This window comes from Rhodopila globiformis (genome assembly GCF_002937115.1).
GTDB classification, from domain to species: Bacteria; Pseudomonadota; Alphaproteobacteria; order Acetobacterales; family Acetobacteraceae; genus Rhodopila; species Rhodopila globiformis.
Window position 1 is genome coordinate 1 of sequence record NZ_NHRY01000219.1, and the last position, 21,155, is coordinate 21,155.

Genomic DNA, 21,155 nt, shown 5'->3' on the forward strand with positions numbered 1-21,155 from the left:
GTTGTTCGCAGCGGTCACGCCAACGGACCCCGGACGGCCCGGCAAATGGTCCTTGATCCGCTCCCACTGGTCGTCGCGCAAGGCATGTCGATGCATCGGTCAGCCTCTCCAAAGCTGACTGCCTATGCATCGAAGAACCGGGGCTGCTGGAATCGGGAAGCCGCTTGTTGATCAACGATTCCGCCGCACTGTTGCAGCCCAGACTCACTCGGCTGGCTCCAATTGACGACACGCCCTATATCGCACCAAAATGCTCAAATGAACTGCATTGGGCCTTCGCCGGCCATGACGTCGGGAAAGTCTGCGCCCGCCGCGACGCTGAAACATACGACACCTGCCGTGGTGCGAAGAAGCCAACCATCACCCATCACGCCGCCACCGCCTCGTCCACCCGCCCGTCCGACAGATGCACCTGGCGGTCGCAGCGGGCCGCGAGGTCGCGGTCGTGGGTGATCAGCAGGAGCGTCGTCCCGGTGCGCCGGCGCAGTTCGAACAGCAGGTCGATCACCGCCTGGCCGGTGGCGTGATCCAGGTTGCCCGTCGGCTCGTCGGCCAGCAGCAGGGCCGGCTCCGGGGCGAAGGCGCGGGCCAGGGCGACGCGCTGCTGCTCGCCGCCCGACAACTGGCCGGGCAGGTGGGTCAGGCGGTGGCCGAGGCCGACGGCGTCCAGCGCGGCGCGTGCCCGGCCGCCGGCGTCGCGCAGGCCGGCCAGCTCCAGCGGCACCGCGACGTTCTCCAGCGCGGTCATGGTCGGGATCAGGTGGAAGGCCTGGAACACGATGCCGATCTGCGCGCGACGCAGGCGGGCGAGGGCGTCCTCATTGAGGTCGGTGATCTCCTGTCCGGCCAGCGAAACGCTGCCGGCGGTGGCGCGTTCCAGTCCGGCCAGCACCATCAGCAGGCTGGTCTTGCCCGAGCCGGAGGGGCCGATCAGCCCGACCGCCTCCCCCTTCGCGATGTCCAGGCCGACACCACGTAAGATGTTGACCGGCCCGGCGGCGGACGGCACGGTGAGGTGCAGGTCCCTGATCCGCACAAGTGGCACGCCGGGTGGGAACGGAGAAGGCGGGATGGCATCCATTGGCAAACTATATTGGCACGCGGCGCATTGGCGAAAGGCCTGGTGCGCGGTTGCAATGGTGTTATCCGTTGTGGCAGCGATGCCGGCCGCCCGGGCGGCGGCGCCGCGGCTGCTGGTGCTCGGCGACTCGCTGTCCGCCGGCTACGGTCTGCCGCATGACCAGGGGTTCGAGGCGCAGCTGCAGCAGGCGCTGAAGGCGCACGGCCACGACGTGACCATTATCGACGGCGCCGTCTCGGGCGACACCAGCGCCGGCGGGCGGGCGCGGCTGGACTGGGTGCTGGCCGACGGCGCGGACGCGGCCATCGTCGAACTCGGCGCCAATGACGGGCTGCGTGGCCTGGACCCGAAGGAAATGGAGGCGAACCTGACCGCCATCCTGGACACGCTGGCGGACCGGCACATCCCGGTGCTGCTCACGGGAATGTATGCGCCGCCCAATCTCGGCCCGGACTACGAGGCGGCGTTCCGCGCGGTATTCGATCGCCTGGGGAAGCGGCCGGGTGTACTGTACGACCCCTTCTTCCTTAAAGGCGTGGCGACGGTGGACGATCTGAACCAGGCGGACCGGATGCATCCCAATCCGGAAGGCGTGCGGCGGATCGTTGCCCGACTCCTGCCGCTTGTGGAACAACTGCTGGCGGAAGCGAAACCCGCATGAGGTGGCCCGATGAGACTGTTTGTCGCCCTCGATCTGCCCTGGGTCCTGCGGGAGAGGCTGTCGGCCCTGGCGGGCGGGCTGCCCGGCGCCCGCTGGGTGCCGCCGGAGAATTACCACCTGACCCTGCGCTTCATCGGCGAGACTCCCGGCCATAAGGCGGAAGACATCGACATGGCCCTGGCCGGGCTGCGGGCGCGGGGGTTCGCGTTGACGCTGGCCGGTGTCGGCACCTTTACCAAGGGCGGCCGCAGCACCGCCCTGTGGATCGGCGTCGAGCGCAACCCGCAGCTGGATCACCTGCAGAACAAGATCGAGATCGCGCTGCAGCGCTGCGGCCTGGACCCCGAGCGGCGGCGGTTCCAGCCGCACGTGACGCTGGCACGGCTGGACAACGTGCCCGAGGGCAAGCTGGTGTCGTTTGTCCAGGCGCACAACCTGTTCCGCGCGGACCCGCTGCCGATCGAGCACTTCACGCTGTTCAGCTCGCAGCTGGGGAAGGAGGCGTCTGTCTATACGCCGGAGGTGGAGTACGAGCTGGGGTAGCTCGCTGCCGGGACCGGACGTCGGGTTATTCCCACAAGGCGGAGACGTTCAACATCGCTGCGAGCCGAGCAGGCGCGGTCAATGACTATTGAGCGCACGCGATATGGTGCCGAATGGCGCGCGATCGCAAGCGCCTACAAATCTATGTCCCTTGCGCCGGGTTGCAGATGGGCGGCGAAGAATTCCGTTTTTTGGAGTAACAACAAATATTTGAACGTGAGCTGATTCTGCCGTCCGTGTTCCGCAAGTGCGCGTGAGGACGCGCATCGGATCTCGAACCGGCAGCTAACCCGGATGGCTCTTGTCGGGTTCCGGGGTGGTCGGGTGAGGCGTTCCACGGCCGCGAAATCCAACCAGAACCGTGTTGAAAAGGTCCACGACACTGCCCTGTCGGATGACGTGCGCCCCCGCTGCGGCAACAGCCCCGCTGCATTTGCGTTCAGCTGCGTTCATCTGCGGTTCCATTTCTGCTTTGGCGCAGCACGCATGCGTTGGAACATCCCTCCCGCCGCCACGCTGATGCAAGACCCGCAAATGAACGCAGATGAACGCAGATGGGCCGGTGGTGAACTGGACCTCCGAACGTACTGTTGGCCGCGCGCCGATCGTTGCCAGGGCGCTCGGTTGCGGTTTTCAAGGGTCCTGCCGGGTTCCGGATGGGCGGTGAAGCGTCTCACCACCCCGAAATCCAACAAGAGCCACCTGGATTTGCCAGCCAAATCACAACTTATCGTTACCTGGACTTTGGCGTTTTCCAGACCGCTTGGAAGCGTCCGGATAGTTGGCTGCGTGTGCCGGGCTCAGGAGATCCTGTAGGCAGGAACGACGTTTCCCCTGTGTTGGTCGTACGGGAAACAGATCGTGGCGAAGATTGCGCAGCCCGGGAACGCCCGGGCGATGGAGATTTGGCTGGCGCCGTTCGCGGCGCTGTTCACGCAGCCGTCGTGGTTGAATGCGTTGGCTCTGGCGACGGGGGCGTTGCTGTGCCTGAACCGCCGCACCGTCTGCGCGGCGCTGCGCGCGGTGGATGGCGCGTCGGACCAGGGGTTCAGCCGGTTCCACCGCTTCCTCTCGCGCGGAGCCTGGTCAGGCCTGCAAGGCTCCAGGATCCTGCTTGGCCTGTTGGTGAAGGCGTTCGTGCCGGACGGCCAGCCGCTGGTGATTGGCGTGGATGACAGCATCGAGCGAAGGCGCGGCGACAAGATCCGCGACAAGGGCATCTACCGTGATCCGGTGCGCTCCAGCCGCGGCTTCTTCGTCAAGGTCGAGGGTTTGCGCTGGCTGTCGTTTCATCTGCTGGCCAAACCCGGGTTCGCCAGGCGCACCTGGGCGAAGCTGGCCAAGGTTCCATCGGCTACGCCGAAGGAATGCCAGATGAGGGCTTGCCATTCCTGACGCTTCTGTGCCCCTCGGAACGGGCCGATGCCAGGCGACAGCGACCGCACCGGACGGTGCCGCAGAAGGCCATGTTGGGTATGCGCCTGATTGCCCGCTGGTTGCCGCACCGGCGGCTGGTGATGGTCGGGGACGGCGCGTTCGCCAGCCTGACGATTTTCCAGAAACTGAAGGACCGCGCGGTATGCGTGGCGCGGTGCCGGATGGACGCGCGGTTCTTCAACCCGCCGCGGCCGCGCAAGGACAGGCAGAAAGGCCGCTCGCGTGTGCTCGGCACCCGGCAGCTGACGCCCAAGACGCGCGCCTTCGTCTGCTCCGACCCGGCGCGAACGGCGTTGGAGATCCTGACGTGGTACGCGATGCGCTGGGCGACGCTGTCCAAGGTTCCGCGCGCGTTCGCGCGTGGAATGGCAGCGGAGGGCGTGGAAGTCACCGTCGCGGAAACCCGACGCCATCTCGGGATCGAGACCCAGCGCCAGTGGTCGGATCTGGCGATCCAGCGCACCACGCCGCTGCTGCTCGGGTTGTTTTCGCTGGTGACGCTGTGGGCCGGTGACCTGGCAGCGCGGGCCGGCAAGCTCCCGGTGCTTGGCGCGGCCTGGTACAAGAACCCGGACCCGACGTTCGCCGACGCCCTCGCCGTCGTCCGGCAGCGGCTGTGCGCGGAAGAGGCGGTGCGCCCGATCCTGTGGCGGGATGATTATCCGACCTGGCGGTCGCGACCGCGAACCGCGCAAAAGCCGAGGCCGATCAGCGAGCGGTTGGCGGAGCTTATGGCCTATGCCGCCTGACAGGCATCGGGATCGCCAAAGTCCAGGTAAAATTTGGCGTTGGTCCTTGGAATCGTCCAGCTAGAGCAGACCGCAGGTTCGTTGAGACACGGCGACGGCGCACCTCACGCGTCATGGCCCGGCTTGTCCGGGCCACCTATTCCAGCACGTGTGCCGCGACAGGTGGCCCGGACAAGCCGGGCCATGACGATGAAGACAGGCCGTCTGCGTCCCAACTAACCTGCGGTCTGCTGTAGCCGAGTGACTTTCAGGCTTTCAGCCGCCGGCGCAATAGGTGCAGCCGGCTTCCTGCGCGCGGTTTACGCCCCAGGTGCCGGACGGGATGAGCGAAACGCCCGGCACCAGGTTCGCGGTCCATTCCTTTGCCGCCTCGTCCGCGCTCAGCCCGGCGTTGCCGGCAAGCATCTTGCTCATGAAAACGAGCGCCATATGGCATGCGCCGAAAACCGCGCCCTTCCCGAGTAGCCGGTCAATCGCCATGTCGTCCACAATCAGGACGCCGGGCTTTGGGTTCAGGAAGGGATTTTTCATTGCTGGCGCCTTGGTCTCGGGATCGACGATGTGGAATGCCTCGCCGACCTTGTATTTTGCCCAGATTTCGCTGTTGAGGGCGATGGGGAACCCCATATGGCGCAGAACGACGACCGACGTCGCTGAACCCGGTGCGGGGTTGGTTTGCAGGAACGTCAGTGCGTATGCCAGCGGGAAACCGGCGTTGATGCCATAAGCGTCCACCAACTGCCGATGGCGCCCCGTAAGCTTGCCTGGCCAGTCCGTGTTGTCAGCCTGCGCCGTGTCCGCCTCGGCGTGAGCGGACGTCAGGCCGATCATTCCGACTGTGAAAGCACCGGCCAGCCGGCCGAATAAATTTCGCCGAGGCGCTGAATCGGTCGCGTGCATATTTTTCCTCCCATTCTGCGGTTGTTGTTGCTCACGGCGTCCGCACTCTTAGCAGCATTCCACAATACTACAGCAAACGGCAGGTCGGTCGAGACAGGACGATGGCGCCCCCTCATCGTCAGTGCACGGTCATGACGGTGACGGAGAAGACCTTGCTCCGTCCGACCCATCCAGATACGCAACGGATCAGGCCGGCCCTGGCGTAACGGGCATGGGCGCGCGGCCTGTCCCGCTGTCCCGCCGCCTGTCACACAGTCTCAATCCCGGAGAACCACGCCGACGCGGGCAGCCGCCGCACCGCCATGCTTTCGGCAAGGTCAAGGGCCGCTTCCCACCCACGCCGGCCCTCCTCGATCACCATCAGGCCCTCCGGAGACCACCGAGGGTGGTTGACTGTATCCATAATCGCAGGCAACAACCGTTTTGTTTCTGACACGCATGCCCCCGTGGACCGCTTGGAACCCGCAACCCGGACCGCATCGGCGCCAGCCTGGCAGCTGAACCAGGCGAACGGCCGCCCCGTCCTTGCCCTGAGCGGCGACTGGATGGCCCAGTCCGGCCGCGTGCCGCCATTCCCGCCGGACGCGCTGCGCGGGATCGCGAAAGGCGACCTCCTGGCCTTCGATATCTCCGGCGTCGGCCAATGGGACAGCGGCCTCGTCGCCTTCCTATGGGATGCCAAGCGGACGGCGACGGCCGCCGGGATCGGCATCGCCGGCGACACCCTGCCGCCATCGGCGCGCACCCTGCTGGGCCTGCTGCCCGGCCGCGTCGCCCCACCCGGCCCGCCGCCCCGCCGCCGGTTCGAGCCGCTGGCCTGGCTCGGCGGCGCCACCATCGACCTGCTGGCCGAGACCGGCACGCTCAGCACCCTGCTGGGCGGCACCGCCAAGGGCGGATTCCTGGCGCTGATCGGCCGGGCGCGGATGCGGCCCGTCGACCTGCTCGACAACATCCGCGACGCCGGACCCGCCGCCCTGACGATCATCGGCGTGGTGAACTTCCTGCTCGGCGCCATCTTCGCCTTCGTCGGCGCCGTGCAGCTGCAGCGCTTCGCCGCCGACATCTACGTCGCCAACCTAGTCGGCCTGGCTCTGGTGCGCGAGATGTCGGCCGTCATCACCGCCATCGTCATGGCCGGCCGTACCGGCGGCGCCTACGCCGCGCGCATCGCCACCATGCAGGGCAACGAGGAAATCGATGCGCTGCAGGTCATCGGCATCCCGACCGAGGACTACATCCTGCTGCCGTCGATCCTGGCGCTGGTCCTGACGATGCCGCTGCTCTACCTTTATGGCTGCCTGATCGGCATGATCGGCGGCGGCGTGGTGGCGGTGTCGATGCTGAACGTCACCGCCGCCGGCTACATCCAGCAGATCCTCGGCGCGGTGCCGTTCAGCCAGTTCCTGTTCGGCTTCGGCAAGACCGTCGCCTTCGCCATCTTCATCGGCGTCACCAGCTGCCGCATCGGCCTGAAGGCCGGGCGCAGCGCCGCCGACGTCGGCACCGCGGCGACCCGCGCGGTGGTCACCGGCATCGTCGGCGTCATCGCGCTCGACTCGCTGTTCGCCGTCATCGCCACCATATTCGATTTCTGAAGCCATGGCCGATCCGCGATTGAACAGGGGAGGCGAGGCGCCGTTGCTGGCGGTCAGGAACGTGACGCTGGCCTTCGGCCCGAAGGTGATCCAGCACGACCTGTCGTTCGACGTGCGCCGCGGCAGCATCTTCGCGCTGATGGGCGGCAGCGGCTGCGGCAAGAGCACGGTGCTGAAATCCCTGATTGGTCTGCTGCGCCCGCGCGCCGGCCGCATCCTGGTCGATAGCGAGGACTACTGGGCGGCGTCCGAGGCCCGCCGCACCGCCATCGGCCGCCGCTTCGGCGTGCTGTTCCAGAGCGGCGCGCTGTGGAGCTCGCTGACCGTCGGCGAGAACGTCGCCCTGCCGCTGCAGATGTTCACCCGCCTGCCGGCCACCGCCATCCGCCGCCTGGTGGAACTGAAGCTGGCGCTGGTCGGCATGGAGCACGCGATCGACCAGTTCCCCTCCGACATCAGCGGCGGCATGAAGAAGCGCGCCGGCCTGGCGCGGGCGCTGGCGATGGACCCGGACGTGCTGTTCTTCGACGAGCCCTCGGCCGGGCTCGACCCGATCACCTCCAGCCGGCTGGACGACCTGATCCTCAACCTGCGCGACGGGCTGGGCGCGACCATCGTCATCGTCAGCCACGAACTGCCGAGCCTGTTCGCCATCGCCGACGACGGCATATTTCTGGATGCGCAGACGCGGACGGCAATCGCGCATGGCGCACCGGCCGCGTTGCGCGACACCTGTCCGGACCCGCAAGTGGAGGCTTTCATGCGGCGCGAACGTCCCGAAGCCCTGGCCGCCACGGGGGCGAGCCCCAAGGGAGTGAGCCAATGAGCGCGCGCGGACAGGCCACAGTCGGCGCCTTCGTGCTGGGCGGCCTGCTGCTCGCCCTGGGGGCGGTGATCTTCTTCGGCAAGTTCAACATCTTCAATCCGGCGATCCGCGCGGTGATCGTGTTCCAGGACTCGATCGCCGGCCTGTCCGTCGGCTCGCCGGTGACATTCCGCGGCGTGCCCATTGGCTCGGTGGAGAGCATCGCCATCCAGTTCGACCCCAGGAACAACATTGCCCTGATCCCGGTCATCGTCCGGATCGAGCCCGAGCGGGCGAAGATCGAGCGGCCGAGCGGCACGGCGGGGCTCGACCTGCCCGAGCTGATCAAGCGCGGCCTGCGGGCCGAGCTGAACGTGCAGAGCTTCGTCACCGGACAGTCACAGATCGACCTCGACTTCGATCCGGGGTCGGAGCCGGTCCTGCACCCCGACATCTCGACGCTGCCGGAGATCCCGACGCGGCAATCGACCATCCAGAAGGCGAAGGAACAGCTCAGCCAGCTGCCGCTGCGGGAACTGGCGGACGACGCCACCAAGACGCTGGCGAGCCTGCGCACCCTGTCGGAAAAGCTGGACAAGGACCTGCCGCCGCTGGTCGCGAGCCTGAAGACGACCTCGGACCAGTCGGTGCAGATGGTCCAGGCCGCGACGCAGGCGATCAAGGACCTGCAGGCCAGGATGGATACGACGCTGGCCGCCGTCAGCCGGCTGAGCGCCTCGACCGACACGCAGATGAACCAGCGCGGGGCGGAACTGCGGACGCTGCTGGCGACCACCAACCAGGCGATGACGCAGGCCCGCGACCTGCTGGGCGAGGTCCGCCGCGCCACCGCCAGCCGCGCGCCGGACCGCACCAACCTGGACGCGGCGCTGCGCGACATCGCCGCCGCGGCGGCCTCGCTGCGCGGCTTTGCCGGCGACATCGAGCGCAACCCGCAACTCCTGCTGACCGGACGCCGGCCATGATCCTTCCCGTGCGTGCCTTCCTGGGCGGCGCTGTCGCAACCCTGCTGGCGTCCTGCGCCGGGCCGCCGCTGACGCTGTACACGCTGACCGTGTCGCCCCCCGCGGCGGGCGCGGCGCCGCTGGGCAGCAAACCGGTGGTGATCGAGATCCCGCGCGTCACCGTGCCGGAGGAGCTCGACAACACCGACATCGTCTATCGCACCGGCGACGTCCTGCACCGCAGCGAGAAGGGCCGCTGGACGAGCCGCCTGTCGGTTGCCATCACCGCCCGGCTGGCGGCGCGTCTGGCGGCGCGGCGGCCGGACGCGCTGGTGACCGACCGGGCGCAGGCCGAGGCGCCGACATACCGGCTGCTGGTCAACATCGACCGCCTTGACGTGACCGCCGCCGGCACCGCCACGCTGGAAGCGGACTGGACGATCGTGCCGCACGACGAAAAGCAGCCGATCCGGCGGGACCGGGCGCGGTTCGAGGCGACCGGGCCGGTGGCGAAGGACCAGGAGGTGGTCGCGCTGGTGGGTGGGTTGGTTGATCGGCTGGCGGGGGCGATCGATCTCGGGCGGCCGCGGCGGCGGTGAGGCCCTGCCGGTAGCGGTGAGGCCCTGCAGGTATCGGGATCAGCCGACGTACCTCACCGTCATGCCCAGGCCTGTCAGGATAGGTGAGCTGGCGGAGCAAGGGCTTCTCCCTCACCGTCATGGCCGGGCGTGTCCCGGCCATCTGCGCTTCAACGGTGGGGGGTGGATGGCCGGGACACGCCCGGTCATGACGGTGAGAGAACGGTCGCGGCGCCAAATCCTGCTCCAGCCATCGTCTCAATCCTGATACGCATGGGGACGCGCCCCGCCATGGACGATGGGGCGACGACTTGCCCCGCCAGCCCGCGCCCGCCTTGTCCCGACTCGGGTGCGGATGTAACGCTACCATGATGGCGACGTTCCGTTTTCTGCACTGCGCGGACCTGCACCTCGACAGCCCGCTGCGCGGGCTGGAAGCGAACCCGGACGCGCCGGCCGAGCGCATCCGCTCGGCGACGCGGCGGGCGTTGACCAACCTGGTGGACTACGCCCTGCGCGAGAAGGTCGATTTCGTCGTCGCCGCCGGCGACCTGTATGATGGCGACTGGCAGGACTGGCGCACCGGCCAGTTCCTGGTGGCGCAGATCGCCCGCCTGTGCGCTGCCGGCATCCCGTTCATCGCCATCCGCGGCAACCACGACGCCGAGAGCATCATCACCCGCCGCCTGCGCATGCCGCACGAGACGGCGCAGCTGCTGTCCACCCGCCGCCCGGAAACCGTCCGGCTGAAGCACCTGCCGGTGTCGATCCACGGCCAGAGCTTCGCCGCGCGGGCGGAAACCACCAACATGGCGCAGGAATATCCCGCCGCCGACAGGGACCGGTTCAACATCGGCCTGCTGCACACCTCGATCGACGGCCGGGTCGGGCACGACACCTATGCCCCGTGCTCGGTCGATCAGTTGCGCGGCCACGGCTACCAGTACTGGGCGCTCGGCCATGTCCACCGGCGGGAGGTGCTGTCGGACTCGCCCTGGATCGTGTTCTCCGGCAACCTGCAGGGGCGGCACATCAACGAACGCGGCTCCAAGGGCGCCACCCTGGTCACCGTGGTGGACGACCGCATCACCGCCGCCGAACCGCTGGTGCTGGACGACGTCCGCTGGGACCGCGTCGAGGTCACCCTGCCGAACGACGCCGATGAGGACGCCGCGCTGGAACTGACCCGCGCGGCGCTGCTGGACGCCTGCCGGCAGGCCGGTGGCCGCCTGCTGGCGACCCGCATCGTGCTCTCCGGCGCCTGCGCCGCGCATGTCGCCTTCAGCGCCGATTTGCACGGCGCGCGGGAGCGGCTGCGCGCCGAGGCGATGACCGCGGCCGGAGCCGACGCGATCTGGGCGGAAACCATCACCCTCGCCACCAGGCCGATGATCGACACCAGCGCCCTGCGCGAGCGCGAGGACGCGACCGGCAGGCTGGTGCGCGCCCTGGAAACGATCGATCCGGCGCAGCTTGCCGCGGCGCTGAAGACCTATGCCGACAGGATGCTCGGCCACGCCTCCTGGCCGCGGCAGGAGCTCGGCAAGGAGCATCCGGTGATGCAGGCGGCGGAGGGAACGGTGTCTGCGGACCTGGTCGAGCGCGCCCGCGACCTGCTGCTGGCCCGCATCGCCGAGGGGTAAGACAGATGGCCATCAGGACACCGGCGGTGCGCTCTACCCCCTCGTCATGGCGGCCGCGGGGCCGCCATCCACGCCTTGCGGTGCCGATATCAGCAGAAGGCGTGGATGGCCGGCCTGCGCCGGCCATGCCAAGGGGGCGTGGCCCTGCGGCCGCCATGACGGTGAAGGCGCGCCGCCGCCTCGTCTCAACCGTCTCAACCAACGTGCGGTTTCCTGTCGCCCCCATGCGGACAATCCCCCGAACAAGCCGGGAGAGGACCATGGCGGGGAAAGCCTGACCCATGCGCCTGACCGCCCTGACGCTGACCCGCTACGGCAACTTCGACTCCGAGCGGATCGCCTTCGACCCCGGCCCCGGCGTGCTGAACCTGCTGATCGCCCCCAACGGCGCCGGCAAATCCGTGCTGCGGACGGCGTTCGGCGACCTGCTGTTCGGCATCCACAACCAGACGCCGATGGGCTTCCGCTTCGGCTACCCATCCATGCGGATCACCGCCGGGATCCGCCTGCCGGACGGCGCCACCCTGACCATTGCGCGCCGCAAGGCCCGCGGCAATTCGCTGACCGCGGCCGATGGCGGCGACCTCGATCCCGGCCTCGCCGGCGCGCTGCTCGGCAACCGCGACCGCCCCCTGCTGGAGCGGCTGTTCGCGCTGGATACCGACCGCCTGCGCGAAGGCGGCAAGGCCCTGCTGGACTCCAACGGCGACCTGGCCAGCGCCTTGCTCTCGGCCGCCGGCGGCATCCGCGAGGCGCGGCAGGTGCTGCGGTCGCTGGAAAAGGACCGCGACGAGTTGGCCCCGCCGCGGCGGGCGGCGCAGCGGCCGTACTACCGGGCGCTGGACAGCTACGCCGACGCCCGCAAGCGCATCGACGCCGCCCAGCTCAAGCCGGACGAGCGCCACCGCCAGCAGGAGGAACTGGAAAAGCTGCAACAGCAGTTGCACGACCACAATGCCGCGACCGAGGCGGCCTCGGCCGAGATCGCCCGGCTGCAGCGCGTCCGCCGCGTCCGCCCGCTGCTGGCCGAGCGCGATGCGGCCGAGGCCTGGCTGGCGGCCAACCCCGATGCGCCGCGCCTGCCCGCCGGCCTGGCGGGGAAACTGACCGACGCCCACATCGCCTGTGCCACAGCGGAGAGGGACGCCAACAACGCCGCCGAAGCCCTGGCGGCAATCGAGGCGCAACTCGGCGGCATCAGCATCGACACCGCCCTGCTGGACGAAGCCGCCGCGGTCGACGCGCTGGTGCAGGAGGCCGGCGCCGCGCGCAAGGCGGTCGCCGACTTGCCGGCGGTGACGGCGGACCACGCGGCGACCTCGGCGCGGATCGCGGACCTGCTGCGCCAGCTCGGCAGCGACCTGCCGGCCGATCGCGCGGCCGAGGCGGTGCCGCTGCGGACGCTGCAGGTGCGCACAAGGCAGCTGATCCACGCCTGCGCGGAACCGATGGCGGCGATGCGCGAGGCGCCGGCAAGGAAGGCCGAGCGGACCCAGGCGCTCGCCGGCATCGACCGCGCCCTGGCGGCGCTGCCCGCGGCGCAGGACCTGCGCGCGCTCGACGCGCTGGTGCGCGAAATCGGCGATCCGCTGGCGCAGCAGGAGGACGCCGCACGGGCGCACGCCGCAACCGCCGCCGATCTCGCCGCCGCGCTGGCGCGGGTGCCGGGCTGGACGGCCGATACCGCCGCGCTGGCGGCGCTGAAGCCGCTGACCGATGAGCTCTATGCGCGGCAGGCCGCCGATGTCCTGGTCGCGGCCAATGAGGAAGCCGAGGCCCGCCAGCGCCATGCGCTGGAGGACGAGGCACTGCACGTGGCACGAGGGAAACTCCAGGCATTGGCCAGCGGCGAGACCGTGCCGGACGAGGCGGCATTGCAGCACGCCCGGGCGCAGCGCGACGCCGCCTGGGGGCTGATCTACCGGTATGCCTTCACCGGCGACAAACCCTCGCCCGCGGAAGAACGCGCCGTCACCGGCGGCATCCCGCTTCCCCTGATGTTCGAGCGCGCCACCATTACCGCCGACTCCCTGGCCGATCGGCGGGTGAAGGAGTCGGATCTGCTGGCGCGGGTGGATGAGGCGCGGCGGGCGGTTGCCGCGCAGGAAACGCGGGTGGCCGACGCCGTGGAGCGCCTGCGTATCGCGCAGCAGGCTGCCGATGCGGCGCGGCGGGGCTGGACGCAGCTCTGCTCCGCCCTGAAGCTGGGCGAGTCGCCAACTCTGTCGGAGGTGCAGACATTCACCGTGGCGCGGGAGCGCGTGCTGGACGCCATGACGCGGCACGCGGCCGCCGCGCAGGCGCTGGCTGCGGTCACCGCCCGGCACGCCGCCTGGGTGGCGCGCCTGCAGCCGATGCTGCCGCCCCATGGGGACTTGTCGCATGGCGACCTGCCCGACCTGCTCGCCCGCGCGCGGCAGGCGCTGGACGAGGGGCGGCAGCAGGAAAAGGCCCGCGACCGCCTGGAAACCCAGCGTGCCGCCGCCGACAAGGAACTGCGACGGACCGAAGCCGCCACCGCCGACGCGGAACGGCGGCTGGCGGCGTGGCAGGCCGACTGGCAGGCTCTGCTGACGGAACTCCGGCGTCCGGCGGGCGAGGATCCTGCCGTCACCGAGCAGGTGCTGCACCTGGCCAACGACATCGACCGCGAGCACCAGGCCGCCGTCCTGCTGGCGGACCGGATCGCCGGCATGCAGCGCGACATCGACCGCTTCGGCCAGTCCGTCCACGCCGTTGCCGCCCGCATCGCCGGCACGGCCGGAGAGTCGGACCCGTTCGACCTGGTGCGCGACCTGTCGCAGCGCCTGACCACGCAGCGGGAACGGCGCCAGCAGCGGGAGGTCCTGACCGGCCAGCGCGACGAAGCCCGCGCCGCGGCATCCCGGACCGGCGCCGCCCGCGACGAGGCCCACGCCGCCCTGGCCGCGATCCTGGCGCAGATCGGCGCGGCGACGATCGAGGCGGCGCAGGATCGCCTGGCGTTGGCCGAGGCCCGCGCCCGCAACGAAGCCCAGCGCGACGCCGCCGACTGGAAGTTGCTGGAAGCCGGCGACGCCCTGCCGGCGGCGCAGCTGCGCGAAGAGCTCGCCGCCGTGCCGCCGGACGAGCTGCAGGGCCGGATCGATGCCCTGGAAACCCAGCGCCGCGCGGCCGGGGAGGCGGCGCAGGCGGCCTCGGGCAGCCTGTCGGCGCTGCGCCAGCTGATGGCCCAGCAGGACGCCGACACCAACATCCACGCCGCCGCGGCCGATCGGCAGGCGGCGGTGGCGACGGCGTCGCATACGCTGGAGGAGGCGCTGCTGCTGCACGCCGCCGCGGCGATGCTCGACCTGGCGCTGAAATCGGTCGAGGAAACCGGCGATTCCGCGCTGCTGCGGCGTATCGGCGCGATCTTCCAGGACCTGACGTTGGGCGCCTACACCCGCGTCACCAGCGAGGCCGACGGCGACAGCGCCGCGCGGCTGGTGCTGCTGCAAGAGGCGTTCCCGGAGGAGCGGCAGAGCGTCGACCAGCTGTCCGAGGGCACGCGCGACCAGCTGTTCCTGGCGCTGCGCGTCGCCGAGATCGAGCGCCACCTGCACAGCGCGACGCCGCTGCCGTTCATCGGCGACGACATCCTGCAAACCTTCGATGATGAGCGCGCGGTGGCGGCGATGCGGGTGCTGGTGGATCTCAGCCGGCAGACGCAGGTCATCCTGCTGACGCACCACCGGCACGTGCTGGACCTGTCGGCGCGGCTGCCGGCGGGGAGTGTGCATGTGTGTGAGCGGGAGGCGGTGGCGATTTGAGGTGTGGTGCGTTATCGGGTGGGGAGGGGTTGGCGGGGTGCTCCCCGACGGGGTGCGTCCCCGGTAGGGGCTGTGTGGCTGATGGCGCATATCTGTTCGCACAGAGAATGAACTGAGGGCCGCAAAGGGCCACAGAGTTGGCCAGCGGGCGGGGCCGGTGCCGCGGTGGCGGAAAAGGGACGCGGTCCGTTGCCTCGTCATGGCCGGGTGTGTCCCTACGCAATGCACACATCCTGGAAACGAGTCGGAAATGACCGTAAAATTAAGTGCTTGCCTGGGCGCCAAGAGCGTTCCCCCATCGTCATGGCCCGGCTTGTCCGGGCCACCTGTCGCGGCACAAGTGCTGGAATAGGTGGCCCGGACAAGCCGGGCCATGACGAAAGGGAAACGCCGCGGCGGACCGTTTCCGAGATGTGTGCATCCCGTAGGGCGTGTCCCGGCCATCTGCGCTGCGACGGCGGGGGGTGGATGGCCGGGACACGCCCTACCGCATGCACGCATCCTGAAAACAACCGCAGAAGCAGGCGCTCGCCAATGCGCGGGAGCGTTGCCGCCGTCGCGGGCCCGCGTTTGCCCGGCAAGCTAACGGCCCAGGATGCGCCGGACCACATCGCCGTGGCACGACCCGCACATCGGGTGTGGGGCATCGTGCCCACCGGGATGGGGTGGGGGTGGATTTGTCTCCGCAATCAAGCGAACACGGAGTTCCACGGGGTTGCACGGAGTTCCGCAGAGTCTTCCGGGGCACCCGCAACATGGTCGCCTCCTTGGCGGCATCCGATGATGTCATGCGCTTCGCGCGAAGCGCAATATTCCCTTTCTCTGCGGAACTCCGTGCCAACCCCGTGAAACTCCGTGTTCGCTTGATTGCTGCCGGTGAAACCCGCACCGGCCGTGACGGCATGGGTCACGGCCGCGACGGACCGTTTCCAAGATCGGTGCATCCTGTGGGGACATGCCCGGCCATGACGGGAAGGCACCGGACCGGGCACCAAATCCTTCTCCAGCCGCCGCCATATTCTGATACGCCTGGGCACGACGATGAGGCAACGGGCCAGGCCGCCAACGCCGTCTCCATCGCCACCTTGACCTGATCGGCATACCGCGGCGTCACCCGCCCCGGAACTACTGCGTCTTGCTGTGCGCCAGCGCCCAGACATAGTCGGCCGCCGCGGCGACGTCGGCCTGGGACAGCTGGCTCCCGCCCATCGGCGGCATCGCGCCGAGATGGTCTTTCGGATGCGGCACGCCGGTTTCGATGGTCCGGGCGATGCCCTGCGGAGTGCCGTTGCTCCAGAGCCAGTGGTTGTCCGCCAGGTCCGCGCCGGTTGCCGTGCCCTTGCCGTCCGCGGCGTGGCACCCGGCGCAGTTGCCGTTGTCGGCCTGGCCATGGAAGATGCGGTCGCCCAGCGCGACCTGGTCAGGCGAGGCGCCGGGCGGTGTCGGCAGCGCCGCCAGGCCGGCCTGGGGATGGATGCCTTCCGGCGGCAGCGCGGTGCCCGAGGCCGCGGCGTGCTGCGCTTCCGGCGCCGGCGCCGGGGCGGCGATGCCGGCCCCCTTGTTGCCGCCCTGATAGGTAATGCGCCAGATGCGCCCGTGAACGTCGTCGGAGACGTACAGCGCGCCATCCGGGCCGACGGTCAGGCCGCTCGGGCGATGCGCGGCGCGGCCGGGCTGCTTGTGGGCGCCGGCAAAGCCGTTGGCGAACACCACGAACGGACCCGAGGCCTTGCCGTCCGCCATCGGCTGGAACACCACGTTGTAGCCGCCCTGCGGCGCGGGGGCGCGGTTCCAGGAGCCATGGAACGCCAGGAACGCGCCGCCCTTGTAGGCGGTGGGGAACTGGCTGCCCTGGTAGATCAGCATGTCGTTCGGCGCCCAGTGCGCGGGAAAGGCCGCGACCGGCGGCTGCTTCTGCGCGCAGACACCCTGGGTCCTGCCGCCGTCGCCACCATACTCGGGGGCCAGGACGAGCTTTTTCTGGTCATAGTCGTCATAGCATTCCGGCCAGCCGAAGTCGGCGCCCTGCTTCAGCCGGACCAGTTCCTCGGCCGGCTCGTTGTGGCCCTGGTCAGGCGTGTAGAGCTTCGGCCAGTTCTCCCACAACTGGTCGCGGCCATGCTGGGTGGCGAAGACGCGGCCGGCCGAGTCGAACGAAATGCCTTCGCCGTTGCGCAGGCCGGTGGCGAACCGCGCCGCCGGCGAGAAGCGCTGATCCACCTTGTTGGCGTCGAAGCGCCAGATGCCGGCGCGGGTTTCCAGTTCGGTGCACGGCTTCTTGCCCGGTGATTCGGGAATGCGGTTCTGCTGCTGGCAGGAATTGGTCGCGGAGCCCATGTCCACGTACAGGCTGCCGTCCGGGGCAATCGCGAACGGATGCATCGGATGGTCGCCGCCCATCGGCATCCCGGTGACCACGACCTCCGGCTGGCCGGTGGGGGCGAGGCCCTGCTGCGGCAGCTTGTAGCGGACGATGCGGTCGTTGGTCTCGGCGTAGAGCCAGGTCTTGTACAGCGCGATGCCGGTGCCGCCGCCGTCGCCCTCGGCGTGCGCCGGGCCGAAGCGCACGACCTGGTCAGCCTTGCCGCTGCCTTTGCTGTCCTTCAGGGCGACCAGCATCCCGCCCGGCGGCGGCGTGTCGTTGCCGTAATACCGGCCGCTCCAGGTATTGACGTAGAGCGTGCCGTTGGCGGCGGCGGCCATGTGGCGGGCGTGGCCGAGGTTGTCGGCGAAAACCGTGGCGCAGAAGCCCGGGGAAAGCGTAAGGCCGCCGGCGTCGCCGGAGCAGGCGCTCTGGGCCGGCGACGCCGATCCGGAGGCCAGCAGGAGGACGGTCGCCAGGGCGGCAAGCGCGCCGCCGGTTTGCGTGGAAGGGCTCATGGACGTGAACTCCCTGAAGACGATGACGCTCACGTCACCTGCCGGCAAGAGTCGCTGGCCGGACACCGGTTGCAGCCGGACGCAAAAGCGTGACGGGACCCGGGGCGGTGAGACTGCATCGTCACGCAACCGCCGGTGCCCGGGCCTGGCGGGCGGCTGCCTGGCACATGATTTGCAGCCACATGAATTGCAAAATGGAGTGTCGGACCGGGACGGCCGGGCGCATGGCCGCCGGCGGATTGTCCGACGTTCATGGATACAGCAAGCCAGAGGCCGGTCCCGGGGAGCATGCGACCACGGATGACACGATCGACGGCTTCCATTTCCCGGCCGATGCGATGCATAACCGGGCGGATCCGCCGGCGTGACGAGGCAACTGCGCACACCATGGGCAGGCGCCGATCCGATGCCGGCTGCAATGGCCGCAGCCGATCTCGTTGCATTCGCAACGGCTTGGTGGCGATCCGGAACAGTGGTTGGTATTGAAATGACATTGCCGGCGAAAGCATCGCTTCCCCGGCTTCGGGTATTGCTGGAGAGTGCGGAGTGATATTGGAAAGAAACCAGGTGCGTCGAATTCAGCTCCTTCTCGGCCTGTGCGCCGGCGTGTGGCTGGCGCCGGTGGCCGGGGCGCAAACCATCGGCGTGCCTGCGGTCCCGGAAAATCCGCAACTGCCGGCCGAGGCCCCGGCGTCGCTCACGCCGGCGCCGCCCGCGATGCCGGGCCGGCCGGAGGGCGACTTCTTCACGCTCGGCGACCCGCTGAAGCCGCTTGGCGAGGCCCTGGCGAGCAAGGGCGTCTACCTGAAGGGGTTCTGGGCCTCGACGCTGTATGCCAACGTGTCGGGCGGCACGCAGCGGACCAGGATCGTTTACAACGACGCTTTCTACGGCGCCGATTTCGATCTTGAAAAAATGGGCGGCCCGGTCGGGACGGTGATCCATTTCAGCCTCGATTCGCGCTTTGGCGGCATCCCCCAGGGGGTGAACAATCTCTCGGGCAGCGCCGTCGGCTACCTGCAGGGCGCCGGACCGGCCAACCTGACCCGGCTGAACGAGCTCAGCCTCGACCAGTACCTGTTCGACGGCCGAGTCCGCTTCGTCGTCGGCCGCACCACCCTGGCAAACTATTTCGCCACCTCCGACCTGTACTGCCAGTTCCTGGTCGGCACGTGCAGCAATATCGGACCGTTCACCTGGTCGGAGAACAGCAACTCGCCGTTCTGGCCGATTGCCGTCTGGGCGGGCGAGGTGGCGTTCTTCCCGACGCCCGAGACCTATCTGCGGGTCGGCGCGTCGGAGTCCGATCCGTACCAGTATTTCTACGGCGGATTCCCGTGGAACGGCGGCTGGAGCACGTCGCACGCGACCGGCGTGTTCGTTCCGGTCGAGCTGGGCTACCAGGAGAATGCACGAACCACGCGCTATGCCGGCAAGTACGATATCGGCTTCACCTACGATTCCAGCAACTTCGCCGATCCACGCTACAACACGCAGGGGCAGTTGCTGGCGTTCGCGGGGGGCACGCCGGCGAATCTCGGCTCGACCACGTCGATTTACCTGCAGGCGCAGAAGATCGTCTGGCGCCCGGATGCGTCGAAGCCGCAGGGCCTGACGCTGTTCGGGTCCGCGCAGTTCGGGGTCACCGGCCATCCGTTCGTGCAGAGCTACGTCCAGCTGGGTGCCGTGCTGCATGGCACGTTCCCGGGCCGGCCGAACGACATCCTGGGCGTCGATTTCCAGCAGAACGTGTTCGACGGCCGCCAAACGGGCCACGTGAACGACCTGATCGCGGCGCAGGGGCTGGGCGGGACGATCGCCAACGCCGCGCAGATCCTGGAGGTGAACTATGCGCTGGCACTGGCGCCGGGTATTCAGATGAAGCCCTATACGGCGTATTTCTTCCACCCCGACCAGAACCTGTACGACGTCGCGCCGAACCCGAGGATCACCTATGCCTGGGCGGTCGGCGTGCAGTTCTCGGTGCTGTTCAACCAGGCGCTTGGGCTGCCCGGGTTCTTCCGTCCGGACTGACGGCGGCGGGGGTGATCGCTGCCGCCTCTGAATGCCCACCGCCGGACTTGAACCGGCACGTCCTTTCGGACTGCGGATTTTAAGTCCGCTGCGTCTACCATTCCGCCAGGCGGGCGTCCGGCCTCCGCTTCTACCGTCCCACAGGCGGATCGACCAGAGCTAAACCGCGCTCACTTTCAGAACCATGGTCGGCGTCGGCTCCTGACCAGGCAAAACGCCCACAGTCGGCGCTTCAGGTCCAGGCTGCTGGACGATGGTTGCCGGAGCAGGCACGGTTAGGAAATATTTCTTGACTTTGCCTGCAACTTTCAGTAGCGTCTCGGCAGCACACTGCAAGCCAGGCGTCATGTCCCAGCCCGTCACCCCACCGCGCTCCAACCGCCTCGTCGAGCTCGTCCTGATCCTCCTGACGCCGATGTTCCTCTGCGTCTGCGACAACGACATCATCCTTGCCCGCCAGGCCGCGGCGGACACGCTGAACGCGTTCGGCGCCCGCAGCTTCCTCGGCGTTGTCATCGCCGCCAAGATCATCGCCTACGAGCTTGCCGCGCTCGACTCGCTCAGCCGCTCGATGGCCGACGACATGTCACCGTTTCTCGTCCTGCGCTTCCGCAGCAACGCCACCACCCTCGACCGCGCAGCAGATCGTAACCGCCAGTTGCTGGAGCAGCACCGCATTCCCGCCGCCGCCGCGCACCTCACGCCAGAAAACGCCGCCGCCGCGGTCGCCGCGGCGCAGCAGCGTGTGCAGCAGGCCGTCGCCAGCCTCCGCGCCACCGCCGGATCAACCCCTCAGGCAACCCCTCAGGCAACCCCCCAATCCACCGCCCAGCCCGCCACGCCACCGGCATCCCCAGTCGACATGAGCGATGCCGAACGCCGTACCGTCTGGGCCGACGCAATGGCCACCGTCGCCGCCGAGTTCAGAGCCGATCTCGACAAGCTGCCGGAGGCCGAGCGGGTGAAGGAAATGATGCGGATCGATGTGCTGACCGACGCCGCTTCAGCCCTGGTCTCCGGCATCGCGCCGCCGATTGGCAAGGCCGCCTGAAACATCACGCGACAGCAGACCGCAGATAAGTTCGGACAGGGCGACGACGGCCCCCATCGTCATGGCCTCGTCCCAACTCAGGGCCTGATGCAGAATAACCGCTCTGGCTCTTGTTGGATTTCGGGGTGGTGAGACGCTTCACCGCCCATCCGGAACCCGGCAGGAGCCTGCAAAACCGCAATCGAGCGCCCTGGCAACGATCGGCGCGCGGCCGACAGTACGTTCGGAGGTCCGGTTCACCACCGGCCCATCTGCGTTCATCTGCGGTTCTTGAATCAACGTGGCGGCGGGAGGGATGTTCCAACGCCTGCGTGCTGCTCCAAAGCAGAAATGGAACCGCAGATGAACGCGAATGCAGCGGGGCTGTTGCCGCAGCGGGGGCGCACGTCGTCCGACAGGGCATTGTCGTGGACCTTTTCAACACGGTTCTGGTTGGATT

The 21,155-nt window shown here is 68.8% G+C and carries 15 protein-coding genes, 1 tRNA gene and 1 pseudogene; 12 read left to right on the forward strand and 5 right to left on the reverse strand.

The window, feature by feature from the left end; translation table 11 throughout:
* Nucleotides 1-96 (reverse strand): annotated as a pseudogene (locus CCS01_RS35390) (IS5/IS1182 family transposase); the annotation flags it as partial.
* A gap of 271 nt (nt 97-367) precedes the next feature.
* Nucleotides 368-1,036, reverse strand: a complete 669-nt coding sequence (locus CCS01_RS20555; protein ID WP_456307613.1) for an ABC transporter ATP-binding protein — start codon at nt 1,034-1,036, stop codon at nt 368-370.
* 124 nt (nt 1,037-1,160) lie between these two features.
* Here CCS01_RS20555 and CCS01_RS20560 point away from each other — a divergent pair, with 124 nt between their 5' ends.
* From CCS01_RS20560 to CCS01_RS20575, 4 genes are all read left to right on the forward strand, one after another.
* Nucleotides 1,161-1,742 (forward strand): arylesterase, encoded by a 582-nt coding sequence (locus CCS01_RS20560; RefSeq protein WP_239992336.1) that lies wholly within the window; start codon nt 1,161-1,163, stop codon nt 1,740-1,742.
* Between the two features lie 9 nt (nt 1,743-1,751).
* Entirely contained in the window at nt 1,752-2,285 is a 534-nt protein-coding gene (gene thpR, locus CCS01_RS20565) for an RNA 2',3'-cyclic phosphodiesterase (protein WP_104520640.1), read from the forward strand.
* An 861-nt stretch (nt 2,286-3,146) separates the two neighbouring features.
* Complete coding sequence (locus CCS01_RS20570; protein ID WP_204848375.1) at nt 3,147-3,680, forward strand: transposase; 534 nt, start codon at nt 3,147-3,149, stop codon at nt 3,678-3,680.
* A gap of 71 nt (nt 3,681-3,751) precedes the next feature.
* Nucleotides 3,752-4,471 (forward strand): hypothetical protein, encoded by a 720-nt coding sequence (locus CCS01_RS20575; RefSeq protein WP_146101870.1) that lies wholly within the window; start codon nt 3,752-3,754, stop codon nt 4,469-4,471.
* A 255-nt stretch (nt 4,472-4,726) separates the two neighbouring features.
* Here CCS01_RS20575 and CCS01_RS20580 read toward each other — a convergent pair whose 3' ends face one another.
* Entirely contained in the window at nt 4,727-5,371 is a 645-nt protein-coding gene (locus CCS01_RS20580) for a hypothetical protein (protein ID WP_104520642.1), read from the reverse strand.
* Nucleotides 5,372-5,916: 545 nt separating this feature from the next.
* Here CCS01_RS20580 and CCS01_RS20585 point away from each other — a divergent pair.
* The 6 genes from CCS01_RS20585 (at nt 5,917) to CCS01_RS35770 (ending at nt 14,751) form a co-directional block, all read left to right on the forward strand.
* A complete protein-coding gene (locus tag CCS01_RS20585; protein ID WP_104520693.1) occupies nt 5,917-6,969 on the forward strand; it encodes an ABC transporter permease in 1,053 nt (350 codons plus the stop codon).
* Between the two features lie 19 nt (nt 6,970-6,988).
* A complete protein-coding gene (locus tag CCS01_RS20590) occupies nt 6,989-7,795 on the forward strand; it encodes an ABC transporter ATP-binding protein (protein WP_239992331.1) in 807 nt (268 codons plus the stop codon).
* Nucleotides 7,792-8,760, forward strand: coding sequence for an MlaD family protein (locus CCS01_RS20595; protein WP_104520644.1), 969 nt, complete (start codon nt 7,792-7,794; stop codon nt 8,758-8,760). Before CCS01_RS20590 ends, CCS01_RS20595 begins: the two co-directional genes overlap by 4 nt.
* Nucleotides 8,757-9,338: a PqiC family protein gene (locus tag CCS01_RS20600; protein ID WP_104520645.1), complete on the forward strand. Its 582-nt coding sequence runs from the start codon at nt 8,757-8,759 to the stop codon at nt 9,336-9,338. The genes CCS01_RS20595 and CCS01_RS20600 overlap by 4 nt, the downstream gene beginning before the upstream one ends.
* Nucleotides 9,339-9,685: 347 nt before the next feature.
* Complete coding sequence (locus CCS01_RS20605) at nt 9,686-10,960, forward strand: metallophosphoesterase family protein (protein ID WP_104520646.1); 1,275 nt, start codon at nt 9,686-9,688, stop codon at nt 10,958-10,960.
* Between the two features lie 281 nt (nt 10,961-11,241).
* Nucleotides 11,242-14,751, forward strand: coding sequence for an AAA family ATPase (locus tag CCS01_RS35770; protein WP_104520647.1), 3,510 nt, complete (start codon nt 11,242-11,244; stop codon nt 14,749-14,751).
* 1,125 nt (nt 14,752-15,876) lie between these two features.
* Here the strand turns inward: CCS01_RS35770 and CCS01_RS20615 are convergent.
* Nucleotides 15,877-17,631, reverse strand: coding sequence for a PQQ-dependent sugar dehydrogenase (locus CCS01_RS20615; protein ID WP_104520694.1), 1,755 nt, complete (start codon nt 17,629-17,631; stop codon nt 15,877-15,879).
* Between the two features lie 567 nt (nt 17,632-18,198).
* Between CCS01_RS20615 and CCS01_RS20620 the strand changes: the two genes are divergently transcribed.
* Entirely contained in the window at nt 18,199-19,665 is a 1,467-nt protein-coding gene (locus tag CCS01_RS20620) for a carbohydrate porin (protein ID WP_104520648.1), read from the forward strand.
* Nucleotides 19,666-19,697: 32 nt separating this feature from the next.
* On the opposite strand, the gene CCS01_RS20625 is transcribed toward CCS01_RS20620, so the two are convergent.
* Nucleotides 19,698-19,780: transfer RNA gene (locus CCS01_RS20625), tRNA-Leu, on the reverse strand.
* A gap of 231 nt (nt 19,781-20,011) precedes the next feature.
* Between CCS01_RS20625 and CCS01_RS20630 the strand changes: the two genes are divergently transcribed.
* Nucleotides 20,012-20,716, forward strand: a complete 705-nt coding sequence (locus CCS01_RS20630; protein ID WP_104520649.1) for a hypothetical protein — start codon at nt 20,012-20,014, stop codon at nt 20,714-20,716.
* Nucleotides 20,717-21,155 lie beyond the last annotated feature (439 nt).